Source organism: Shewanella hafniensis (assembly GCF_019655335.1).
Taxonomy (GTDB): domain Bacteria; phylum Pseudomonadota; class Gammaproteobacteria; order Enterobacterales; family Shewanellaceae; genus Shewanella; species Shewanella hafniensis.
Genome location: NZ_BPFD01000055.1, coordinates 20,651 through 31,137, shown reverse-complemented (window position 1 = coordinate 31,137; position 10,487 = coordinate 20,651). Strand labels below are relative to the sequence as shown.

The window sequence follows — 10,487 nt, the reverse complement described above, 5'->3', positions numbered from 1 at the left end:
CTCTGGTCGCCCAGTTATTTTGCGGGGAGCTGTGGTGGTGCGCCAATTGAGATCATCCGGCAGTATATTGAGCAGCAACAAACTCCGGCGTAGCCCTCAGAACGGCTTCGCCGTTGCGCTATTCATCATCGCCCTGAACGGCGAGGTTTTCCGCGCTATCCGATAAAAAACAGACTTATGGGATCTACATCCTCCGCATCCTTCATCAACAAATGGAACCATTACGGCATTTTTATCCAGATACTGAGTGACTTCTCACCGCCCTAGAAGGTGATGCTTTTTATTTCGTTAGCCGCTGCTCGATAGTATCGAAACTTACGCAGCTTCCATAAGCAGAAATGACCGTCCAGCCGCCTTTAATTCTAGAACTCTTGAATTGCTGGGTTGGCCGTATCTTGATGTTGATCCACGAGCTATCAGCCAAGCACTCGATATTGCACCTTAATATGAAGTTATACATTATATAACCCCATATTTGGTGGTAGCATGTTTAAACAATGTATCATGGTTGGTGAGGTTAATATGCAGACCAGTATCAAAAAATGGGGGAACTCTGCCGGAGCAATTATCCCTGCTGCCGTGCTGAAGAAGGCAGGGTTCGGTATGGGGGATCAAGTTGAAATAGAGGTTGTTCAGGGGTGTATTGTGATGAGCCCAGCAACCCCAATATTCACACTTGATGAGTTGCTAAGTGCCAGTCCAAAAGGGTCTTTTGAACTTGATTCAGAAGATACTCAATGGCTGAGTTCGTCACCTGTAGGCAAGGAAGAAATCTAATGAGTTACACCCCAAAACGAGGTGACATAGTGTGGATTGATTTTGACCCATCTGCGGGACACGAGCAGGCTCATCATCGTCCTGCGCTGGTACTTTCGCCTGAGCCGTTCAACAAGCAAATTCAACTTGCTTTAGTCGCACCAATAACATCTAGGGTTAGAGGTCATGGTTTCGAGGTTGCTGTTGATACCGATAAAACCAAAGGTGTTGTTTTGTGTCAACAAGTCAAGACGATTGACTACGCAGCAAGGGACGTCAAGTATATCGAAAAAGCTCCCGTTGCAGTGCTAAATGAAGTGCTCGCAAAAGTGCGAGTATTGGTCAGTTAAGAAGAGGAAATCAGATATGGCTCAACCCTCCTATACTCGTGATCAATGAAGATGCTTGATTTTCAGTGACATGAGGATTAAGGTCGCTGTCACGAGACTACTCCTGACCAAAAACAAGTCCTAGAGACCCTGCATGCTCAAACGCGTGACGGGCTTGTTTGTGACCGCATTAAAGCAGTACTTCTTGCATCTGAAGGCTGGACCGCGGCAATGATTTCTCAAGCATTACGGATAAATGAATCAACGGTCCGCCGTCACCTTGCCGATTACACCTTGTCAGAGAAGCTCAAGTCTGAAAATGTCGCGGTTCACAAAGCCTGTAATCTGTTGAGCAAACCGCAGAGTTAATTGCCCATTTAACTCAGACTCAGGCAACCAAAATCTCACACGGCTGGATATGTACAGGGCAGGACAAAGCCAAAGAAACCAACGGCAGTCGTAGGCGGCGTAAACTGATTGTAAGCTTACGGCAGCATAGCTGAACTTAATCAACATAGTCTGATTTACTAAATTAGCGCGAGCATTCGCTGCTTTTTCATGGCATTTGGCGACCATCAATCTAGTTTTTGCTTTTCTTGATAGCTGACGCTGCTTACGTCTGAGGTTTTTCTCAGCACGCTTTACAAATCTTCGGTTGGCTATCTTTTTGCCATTCGATTCGATGGCGAAATGAAACAGCCCCAGATCAACACCTGTGACCTTGCTTGCAGTGTGAAGTAAAGTTGGTACTTCCACTCCTGATCTGATCCGGCAACACTGGACACGCCACTAAGCTACTTTCTTTAATTCATAGTTTTCTGGCCAGATAGAGCCAGCCCTCGTTGGTTAGCAGTAGAGTAAGAGGCAGAGCGTAGTCGAACTATTTCTCTGCTTCTCCTCTCCGAACCGTACGTGCACCTTTCAGCGCATACGGCTCTCCGCTTAATTGTGGCTAACAGCCATGGCAACATCGCTATAGCGAGACGTGACAGTATTTCTAATTTCATCTCTGAGGTAGGGGTTTGCTTCTGGTGATCGCCATCTAAAGGGTAATTTAGGACTACTCACTAATCTAAATAGTGACGCGCCACATAAATTTCCACGATTGCTTTTACCAAATAATACCCATGTCGTCGCCTGATTTGGTGTTGGACGTTTGATCCATTTCATCATTAACGATTTAATAGAACAACGATATTTTCTAGCCAACCACTTAGCGAGTTTCCAGAAAAATAATACGATCAATTTTGCTGTAAACTTTCGCGGTGTAATCAGTATGTCGATAAAATTGTGCCCAACCCTTAAGTTTGCGATTGAGTTGTTCCACTTTGTCTATCTTGCTACAGCTATGATCTCCTGATAAAGCCTGACTCAATGAATGAGAAAATGCTTTGGCTTTACCGTTTGGAATACCAGACACCACTCGCATATTTCCATTAGGTCCACGCTTTCGAATGATCCTATGTCCGAGAAATATAAAACCGTCATTCACATGTGTAATATGAGTTTTATCCATATTTAACGTGAGTTGCAGCTTACCTTCTAGGAAGTGTCGACATTGGTCCCGAATTGCCTCTGCTTGTTGTTTATTGCCTTTGACAATCACTAGAAAGTCATCAGCATAACGGCAATAAGCAACGGCAGGTTTCCATTGTCTGTTTTCCTCAACCGCAGGTTTTCGCTTGATTTTGATACTGTGGTTCCAGTACCAGCGGTCTTTACGGGCTTTCTTGCTCAAGTAACATTTATCCAAATATTGATCGAACTCATTAAGCATTATGTTTGACAATAACGGAGAAATTACACCACCTTGTGGTACGCCTTCGCTTGTTGCACAAAATAGGTTACGTTCAATATGTCCAGCTTTAATGAAGCGCCAAAGCAAATCATTAAATCGACGGCAGTTGATCCGTTTACGAACACATTTCATCAATAATCGATGGTGAACGGTATCAAAATAGCTTGATAAGTCTCCTTCAATTATCCAGCGACCACTAGGCTCATTGGATTCGGTCATTTGTAGTTTAACCGTGCGAATGGCGTGATGGACACTGCGCTCTGGTCTAAAGCCATAGGACAACGAATGAAAATCATTTTCCCATATCGGCTCCATTGCCATGAGCATGGCACGTTGAACTATTCTATCCCTAAGCGTTGGTATACCTAAAGGACGTAGCTTTCCATTGGCCTTGGGAATATAGATCCGTCTAGCAGGCATCGGTTGATAGTTACCTGACAGCAGATCATCTCTGATCTCATCAAGATAACCAGCCAAATAAGCCTGTATATGAATCTTTGTTATTCCATCAACACCAGGCGTTTTAGCACCTTTTGAAGAAAGCGTTACTTCAGCCGCTTGGCGAAGCCAATGCGGGTGACTGATAAGGCGCAGCAGTCGATTAACGCGACGCGTTTTATCGGTTGCTGTCCATGTTGCTAATTTACGTTGCTGTTCGCTGATTATCAAAGGTCTTCACCTCATTAAGGTCAGGTAATTTGCTGACGCAAATCAATTAAACTGTGTCCCTTCGCCATGTAATGGGATTTCCCCATCTCAGACTACTACGAACACTCCGCCAGCTTGTTTGTCATCAGGGTCATGCTCCCTTAGCATTCAAAACAAACCTTCCCCGGTTTATCTACCTGAACTCAAACATATTGGGGTGGATGCCGATCGCAGTCTTTGACCTTATCGTACTGTAAGGTGATGATGCTTAAACGCAGAATTGTGATTTAACGTTTATCCATTGATATGTACATATTTATTACTCATTAATTCGGCAATAGTGCCCATACATTTAGCACTATTGCAGCACCATATTGCCTGTTAATTCGTGTAGGCAATGGCGACGTTTCAGCCCATAGATGCGGGTTAACCGGTTCATGTTCTTCATCCGTCCAATACTTAGTCTAGAGGAGCATCTTGGCTTAACGAATTCGCCTCACTCCCCGTTGTCAGCGAGTTACATCACCTTATCAGCATACGATAAGTCACTGCCGCTCAGACTCAACTATCTGCACAACCAGATAGTGCCATAAACAATGTAGCTCCTGCCGTAGTGTTCATGTATTTCAGATAGACTCGTGGCTCATTAAAGCATTCCATGCTAGTGCTGAACTCCGGGCACACAATACGTGATGTCACCTACCCATTTCTGGTTGGGCGCATCCGCACTAAAGTTCTGCTCCAGCAAATTTGGGGCCACTGGCAACTGATGGTTGCTATCTGTGGTCACCTTGAACTTACGAGCTGCTTTGGCTTTTAACCCTTGTCTTTTCATGCTGTTCAATATCGTTTTCAGGTCTGCATGGTCGCCATTTTCAGCCAACGCAACCTGAATACGGCGCGCACCGTCACGTTGCTTACCTTGCGTAAAAGCCTTATTGATTTTCTCGTCCAGCGCGGCCCGCCGTAGGGCTTTCTCGCCAGGTTCTTCACCGGTACGACGCCACTGATAATACCCACTTCGCGATACACCAAACACAGCGGCCATGCGCAGCAGGCGGAACCTGTGTTGGTGCTCCAGCATAAATTCAAATGCAGCTACTTTTGATTTTTCGCGAAGTAGGTTGCGGCCTTTTTTAAGATGGCTAAATCCTCAGCCTGATCAGCCAGTTGGCGACGTAACTTAGCTACTTCGGCCGCTAGTTCAGCTTCACGCTGGCTGGTAGTGGATTTTTTCTCTGATGCATTACGCCAGTTGTAAATCTGGGTTTCGTATAGCTTCAACTGCGGTGCTGCTTCGGCCACGCCAACACGCTCGGCCAGTTTCTGGGCTTCGGTTTTAAATTCTGCGGTATAAGTCTTACGGTTCTTTTTAGTTGTCATAGGCACCTCGTTATGTGATTTTACTCACTTAGCGCGGTGTACAGAACTACTGGATCAGATCACAGAAAAGTGTGATTTGGTTGCCTTTGACATTCAGGGATTCACATCATCGCTTTGGCCAACGCGCAATCTAAACCTAAAAGTTGGATATAAATCCTATAATATTCAGTAAAGTGGGAATATAGTCCTGCCTTTCACATGTTAGAGTTGCTTTGATTTCAAAGTTGGACTATATTCCCATTAATGGCTGAATAGTGGGAATATAGTCCCTTTGGTTGGTGATGTGGCTAAGCGTGATTTACACAATGTACTGTTTCCAAAGCAACGCAAAATCCTGACTCATTTTGGTGAGGACTTGTTGTTGGCGATGAAACGACGTGGTTTTACAAAAAAGCTGCTGTGTGAACGTACTGGTTTTGATCATAAAACCGTGAACAAAGTCTTCGCAGGTGATCCGGGCGTTGCCATAGGCACTTACTTAAAAGTAATGGCCGTACTTGGCATGGAAAGCAACTTTGCGGAAATGGCCGCTCATGATGAAGTGGGTATCAAGCTGCAAAACATAAAATTGCTGGAAGGTTCAAGATGAGCCGTGAAATCGTCGAAGTCTATGCCGACTGGCAGCCAATCGAAGCGCCACTGCTAATAGGGCGGCTTACTTATAGCGATTCAAGCCGAGGTGGCGTGTTTAGTTTTGCCTACGATAAAGCATTTTTAACCTCAGCCTGTCGCTTGCAAATTGATCCAATCTTGACGCTTCACTCCGGTGAACTCTACAGCGATGAAGCCGATAAAAACTTTCGCGCATTTCTTGATTCATCGCCTGATAGATGGGGACGTATTTTAATGCAACGGCGTGCGGCGATTGATGCGCGCAAAGGCATTCGAGCAACAAGTCGATTAAACGAATTGGATTACCTGTTGGGCGTGCACGACTCTTACCGGATGGGTGGTATTCGATTTAAGCGAGCAGGCTCGAATGCTTTTTTGGACGACAATTCTGAATTTGCTGCGCCGCCAATGGCTTCTTTGCGAGAGCTAGAGCACGCAGCCATGCAGATTGAAAAAGACGATGACATCGACAGTGACGAGTATTATCGCTGGTTGAAAATGCTGATTTCTCCAGGCTCATCATTAGGTGGTGCAAGGCCCAAGGCTTGTGTCACAGATGAACAAGGCCACTTGTGGATTGCAAAGTTTCCCAATCTAAATGATACCCATGACGTGGGCGCATGGGAGATGGTCTGTTATGAATTGGCTTTGGCGGCAGGTGTTGACATGTTTCCAAGTGAGATCAAGCAGTTTTCGTCACAGCACCATACCTTTTTAACAAAACGGTTTGACCGCGATGGCGAAAAGCGACTGCATTTTTCATCGGCCATGACACAGCTTCAATACTATGATGGTGAACAATTTCAAGGTGCCAGCTACTTAGAGATTGCTGAATTTATTTCCAATTGTGGTGCGCAAACCGAAGCTGATTTAGCACAGTTATGGCGACGTATCGTGTTTAATATTGCGGTGTCCAACACGGATGATCACCTGCGTAACCATGGGTTTTTATTAACAAAGAATGGTTGGAAGTTATCACCCGCTTATGATTTAAACCCGATAGTGGGTAAGCATGGCCTGCATCTGAATATTACCGATACAGACAACGCTCTAGACTACCAATTAGCCTTTGACGTAAAAGACTTCTTCCGACTTTCGCAAACCCAAGCCACGCAAATTTACGATGAAGTATTAATGGCGGTTAAGCAATGGCAAACCGTTGCTAAACGGCTAGGGGTCAGCCGAGCCGAGCAAACCATGAAACAATCAGCGTTTAACGTTTAATGGTGAGCTTACGGCAGCGTAGCTCAACTTATTTCAATTAATAATCAACAGATCCTTATTACGTATCAAAGCGCCTCTGCCAACTGATTTGAACCACTGACTTTTTTGTATCGATCTTGTAATTGTAAACTATACCCTTTTTCTAGTAGCCATGAAGAGTTCAGTACAACACCTTTAGGTGCTATAAAAAAGTAGTTGGTTTATTTTGCTTTGATTTTCTAAACTCGTAGGATAAAAGTAACTTAAAGCTGTGGAACAAGGAGGCGCAAAGGATATGCGCCCTGTCATTGAGAAAGAACTTCTTCATTACGACATCTTGTATGCACTGGATGAAGCTAGGGTACTCGATAACTTGGTTTTTCAGGGCGGAACTTCACAGCGTTTGTGCCGAGAATCAAATCGATATAGTGAATATCTTGATTTTGCAGGAGGTAGGGACTTCAATAGTAAGATGTTAATTGCAATGAAGCAGGTCGTTGAAAAGTATATCGGTAATCGGTATGGGCTTGAGGTGTAGCTCGTAGCATGTTCAGTGACATATGATGCAAATTAGCGACATTTTATGCCGCATTCTCCCGATAAATTTGGCAGGCATCCTCGCCAAATATTACATCTAACTGTTGACGGCGAAACTATTCATGGTGACCCAGAACGTATTCACGAATGTCCGTCCAACCACGAGCCCCTGCAATGACGGCACAGAGTGCACCAAACTGAACATCAAATAATGCTTTCATTTAGTTGTTGCATAGGCCCATTGCACGATTTAATGAATACAGGGGGAGTATATAGCATATAAGGCGCAGCAAAAAGGACGGCCTTCGGCTGGGAGACGCTTTGGCGTTGCGACGCAACTGCTAGAACGCCACTACGTGGCTCTAGGGTTTAGACTCTAGTAGCGATGCGCTTAAGCATTCTACGAATGCTGTTTTACTGCTGCAGTTTATAGATACACTCAGCGCCATCTTTGATGGCTTGTTATATATCCTATCCATACTTATAATTTATGCGCACAAACAACGCGCATGGGTTATTGTTATGAGAAACAAATATAGCAATCAAGTACACAAAAAAGCTACAAATTTAAGCTTAAACAGTGAGTTATTAGCGGAAGCTAAACGCCTGAACATAAATCTTTCAGCGACAATGGAAAAGGCTCTTGAGAAAGAAGTAAAGCATCGCCTAAAAGCCGAATGGTTAGAACAAAATGCCCAAGCGATTAACGCTTGCAATGAATTGGTTGAAAAACAAGGCTTATTTTCTGATTCTTACCGAGTATTCTAATGTCACAGTTTGCCTTATACCAAAACCACGATAAGAGCACTGCAATTGCATATCCTTACTTTGTTGATGTTCAAAGTGAATTGCTTAATATCTTGAATACTCGGTTAGTTATTCCGCTAACACCTGTCGAACTATTGGAGAAAAAAGCCCCTAGGCATTTATGCCCTGTGATCCATATCGATGAGGGCGACTTCGTGATGTTAACTCACCAAATGGCAAGTGTACTAACGAAGATTTTACGTGAGCCTGTCAATGAGTTGAGTAGTTTCAGGGATGAGATCGTAGCGGCTATCGATTTTTTGATTACTGGCATATAACAGAAGCTGGAGCGTTGCTCGAGATGTATGGACTCCTTTGGCTAATCTTTGAATCGATTAAGACCGTATCCTCTTAGTGGGAGGGAGTCCATACATCTAGGAACGCCGTTTTACCGCTGCAGGTTACTGAACGGGCTCCGCCCGGACGGTGAGCTTGCGAGCGTTCAGTCAACCGTCAACGTCTTTGCTTTTCCTCCCATCTTATTTTCTCTGACTGTTTTTGCGTTTTTTAGGTGTCATTAATTAGTATTTTTCTTAATTACTGAGTACTGTAGGTTGCATTAATTAGCTGTTTTATCTATTTTTGAGTGCTATAGTGTTCATTAATTGTCGTCTGCTTTTAGGGGTTAGGTAATGCAAATTTTAACGGTGCAGATGAACATTGCCGGAGAATGGCGTGATGTTGCTTTGGTGGAGTTTTATGCGCCAGATAAGGGCACTGGCGGGCCATGTGTATTAAATTATGAGATTGAACATGTCACGTCTTACTTCCATCAATTTGCGCAAACTGCAGTGAGTGTATCGTTACCCGTTGATAATATCCCGTTGCGAAGCCCTCACTGGCATCGTTTTTTAGAAGATATTATGCCAGCAGGTTCCAGCCGGGATTATTGGGTTAAGCGGCTTGGATTGCAGGATTTGCCTAATTTGGAACGTGATTTCCAATTGTTGAAATATGGAACTATCGCGCCAATTGGCAACTTACGTATAAAAGAATCGGTGCCTGAAAAGGCTAAAAGATCATTACCTGTTACCTTTAGTATCGCTGATGTCAGTGAGTTGCAGATTGATTTTATTGAGTATGCCCAGTCTCGCGGTGCAGCAGCAGGTGGCGCTTCCGGCGCAGGCGGGGCCGCACCTAAGTTATTAGTGCGATTAAATGCGCAGCAAGATGTTTGGATTGATACCTTTCAAGATGATCCGCGTAATCTCGATCAGCCTTATTTAGTTAAGTTTCCAAGGGGTAAAACCACTCTGGATGGCGATATTTTGCGAGCAGAGTATCATTTTTATCATGAGCTTACACAATTGGGCTTTGAGACTATTTCCGTTGAGTCGATGAAGCTTATTGAAGCTGAACGTGGCCCTTCTTTATGGTTGCCACGCTTTGATTACGGTGTTGAGGCGGGAGCAATGGTGAGTTATGGCATGGAGTCGGTTTATGCCATTTTAGGTGAGCCGACAGCAAAGCCTTTGCTACATGCCGATGTGATTAGACGGCTTTTGGCCGCGTTTAATAAAAAAGAAAATTATGGTAATACCAGGACGCTACTCGACGTTGAGGCTGAGCTTGAAGGTAAGAGTGGCATTGAGGCGTTTGTGATTGAATGGGTACGTAGAGATTTATTAAATATTGCCTTTGGAAATTCAGATAATCATGGCCGAAATACCTCTTTTATCAAGTATGGAAACCGCGTCCAGCTGGCACCCATTTATGATTTTGCGCCAATGAAAGCAGATTATGAGATGATCACTCGTACCTTTACCTGGGGTGAGGGAATGGAGTTAGGTGGCGTGTATAACTTTCCTGCAATTGCAGAACATTTATCTGATTTACTGTCGCCTAATGAGTTAATGAGCGCTTTGAATGAAACCGCTGCTCGTTTGCTTGGTCTTGAGCAACGTTTACGTCAGCGGGGTGTGCCAGAATCGATTCTTGCGCATTCGGGAATTGGTTTTGCCACGTTAGAAGCGAGAATGCAGCAATGGGGGCTATTATGACGGTTTCATCTAATGTTGCAACGGATTCGATTGAAACAAAAGGCAGAGGTGGTCGAAAAAAAATTTCGGTTAATCGAAAGCCTTTGACCCTTAAAGATAGGGAAGATTTATTATTAGCCGCTACATTGGATCTCTTTTCGGGGAAAAAGACTCAAGGTCAAGTACTTAAATGGCTGAGAGTTGAGTTGTTATCACTGAGCCAGGACCAATATGCCAAAATGGTTGGCGTTAGCCGTAAAGCATTGTCTGATATCGAAAGTGATAAAGGTAAAAACGGTGTTGAGTTGATTAATCGAGTTTTTAGCGGAGTCGGGTTTCGTATAGCATTAATGCCAAAGGATAGTGTCGTGCTGAAAATGGCGGTAGAGGCGATTTAGAAGCTAAGATCTAGAACGCCGCAAAGCGACGACTGCC

Annotated in this window: 11 protein-coding genes and 3 pseudogenes; 11 read left to right on the top strand and 3 right to left on the bottom strand. The window is 44.2% G+C overall.

Annotated features, from left to right (window positions below):
- From K5Q99_RS15300 to K5Q99_RS15285, 4 genes and pseudogenes are all read left to right on the top strand, one after another.
- On the top strand, nt 1–93 hold a 93-nt coding region (locus K5Q99_RS15300), incomplete at its 5' end, for a transposase (RefSeq protein ID WP_220777347.1).
- Between the two features lie 393 nt (nt 94–486).
- The gene (locus K5Q99_RS15295; RefSeq protein ID WP_220777345.1) at nt 487–777 is read left to right on the top strand and encodes an AbrB/MazE/SpoVT family DNA-binding domain-containing protein; all 291 of its coding nucleotides are present in this window, start codon (nt 487–489) and stop codon (nt 775–777) included.
- The gene (locus K5Q99_RS15290; protein ID WP_014610905.1) at nt 777–1,106 is read left to right on the top strand and encodes a type II toxin-antitoxin system PemK/MazF family toxin; all 330 of its coding nucleotides are present in this window, start codon (nt 777–779) and stop codon (nt 1,104–1,106) included. The genes K5Q99_RS15295 and K5Q99_RS15290 overlap by 1 nt, the downstream gene beginning before the upstream one ends.
- Before the next feature lie 129 nt (nt 1,107–1,235).
- Nucleotides 1,236–1,573 (top strand): annotated as a pseudogene (locus tag K5Q99_RS15285) (helix-turn-helix domain-containing protein); the annotation flags it as partial.
- Nucleotides 1,574–1,613: 40 nt separating this feature from the next.
- On the opposite strand, the pseudogene K5Q99_RS15280 reads toward K5Q99_RS15285, so the two are convergent.
- The 3 genes and pseudogenes from K5Q99_RS15280 to K5Q99_RS15270 all read right to left on the bottom strand — a co-directional run.
- Nucleotides 1,614–1,841 (bottom strand): annotated as a pseudogene (locus K5Q99_RS15280) (transposase); the annotation flags it as partial.
- A gap of 457 nt (nt 1,842–2,298) precedes the next feature.
- The gene (gene ltrA / locus K5Q99_RS15275; protein ID WP_428848597.1) at nt 2,299–3,552 is read right to left on the bottom strand and encodes a group II intron reverse transcriptase/maturase; all 1,254 of its coding nucleotides are present in this window, start codon (nt 3,550–3,552) and stop codon (nt 2,299–2,301) included.
- A gap of 664 nt (nt 3,553–4,216) precedes the next feature.
- A pseudogene (locus K5Q99_RS15270) lies at nt 4,217–4,914 on the bottom strand (IS3 family transposase); the annotation flags it as partial.
- A 283-nt stretch (nt 4,915–5,197) separates the two neighbouring features.
- Here K5Q99_RS15270 and K5Q99_RS15265 point away from each other — a divergent pair.
- The 7 genes from K5Q99_RS15265 to K5Q99_RS15230 all read left to right on the top strand — a co-directional run bounded on the left by K5Q99_RS15265 (nt 5,198) and on the right by K5Q99_RS15230 (nt 10,450).
- Nucleotides 5,198–5,503: a helix-turn-helix domain-containing protein gene (locus K5Q99_RS15265; protein WP_004249763.1), complete on the top strand. Its 306-nt coding sequence runs from the start codon at nt 5,198–5,200 to the stop codon at nt 5,501–5,503.
- A complete protein-coding gene (locus K5Q99_RS15260) occupies nt 5,500–6,750 on the top strand; it encodes a type II toxin-antitoxin system HipA family toxin (protein ID WP_115014211.1) in 1,251 nt (416 codons plus the stop codon). Before K5Q99_RS15265 ends, K5Q99_RS15260 begins: the two co-directional genes overlap by 4 nt.
- A gap of 274 nt (nt 6,751–7,024) precedes the next feature.
- Nucleotides 7,025–7,267 (top strand): nucleotidyl transferase AbiEii/AbiGii toxin family protein, encoded by a 243-nt coding sequence (locus K5Q99_RS15255; protein ID WP_220777344.1) that lies wholly within the window; start codon nt 7,025–7,027, stop codon nt 7,265–7,267.
- A 521-nt stretch (nt 7,268–7,788) separates the two neighbouring features.
- On the top strand, nt 7,789–8,034 hold the full coding sequence (locus tag K5Q99_RS15245) for a type II toxin-antitoxin system CcdA family antitoxin (RefSeq protein ID WP_014610893.1): 246 nt from the start codon (nt 7,789–7,791) through the stop codon (nt 8,032–8,034).
- Complete coding sequence (locus K5Q99_RS15240) at nt 8,034–8,351, top strand: CcdB family protein (RefSeq protein WP_126491578.1); 318 nt, start codon at nt 8,034–8,036, stop codon at nt 8,349–8,351. Before K5Q99_RS15245 ends, K5Q99_RS15240 begins: the two co-directional genes overlap by 1 nt.
- Before the next feature lie 354 nt (nt 8,352–8,705).
- Nucleotides 8,706–10,073: a type II toxin-antitoxin system HipA family toxin gene (locus tag K5Q99_RS15235; RefSeq protein ID WP_014610930.1), complete on the top strand. Its 1,368-nt coding sequence runs from the start codon at nt 8,706–8,708 to the stop codon at nt 10,071–10,073.
- Entirely contained in the window at nt 10,070–10,450 is a 381-nt protein-coding gene (locus tag K5Q99_RS15230; RefSeq protein ID WP_086904820.1) for a helix-turn-helix transcriptional regulator, read from the top strand. Before K5Q99_RS15235 ends, K5Q99_RS15230 begins: the two co-directional genes overlap by 4 nt.
- Nucleotides 10,451–10,487: the final 37 nt, after the last annotated feature.

What these genes read in the sequence shown, in the direction of transcription:
- K5Q99_RS15230 (WP_086904820.1), top strand. Translation starts at nt 10,070, where the DNA reads ATGACGGTTTCATCTAATGTTGCAACGGATTCGATTGAAACAAAAGGC.
- K5Q99_RS15290 (WP_014610905.1), top strand. Translation starts at nt 777, where the DNA reads ATGAGTTACACCCCAAAACGAGGTGACATAGTGTGGATTGATTTTGAC.
- K5Q99_RS15245 (WP_014610893.1), top strand. Translation starts at nt 7,789, where the DNA reads ATGAGAAACAAATATAGCAATCAAGTACACAAAAAAGCTACAAATTTA.
- K5Q99_RS15235 (WP_014610930.1), top strand. Translation starts at nt 8,706, where the DNA reads ATGCAAATTTTAACGGTGCAGATGAACATTGCCGGAGAATGGCGTGAT.
- K5Q99_RS15255 (WP_220777344.1), top strand. Translation starts at nt 7,025, where the DNA reads ATGCGCCCTGTCATTGAGAAAGAACTTCTTCATTACGACATCTTGTAT.
- K5Q99_RS15295 (WP_220777345.1), top strand. Translation starts at nt 487, where the DNA reads ATGTTTAAACAATGTATCATGGTTGGTGAGGTTAATATGCAGACCAGT.
- K5Q99_RS15240 (WP_126491578.1), top strand. Translation starts at nt 8,034, where the DNA reads ATGTCACAGTTTGCCTTATACCAAAACCACGATAAGAGCACTGCAATT.
- K5Q99_RS15260 (WP_115014211.1), top strand. Translation starts at nt 5,500, where the DNA reads ATGAGCCGTGAAATCGTCGAAGTCTATGCCGACTGGCAGCCAATCGAA.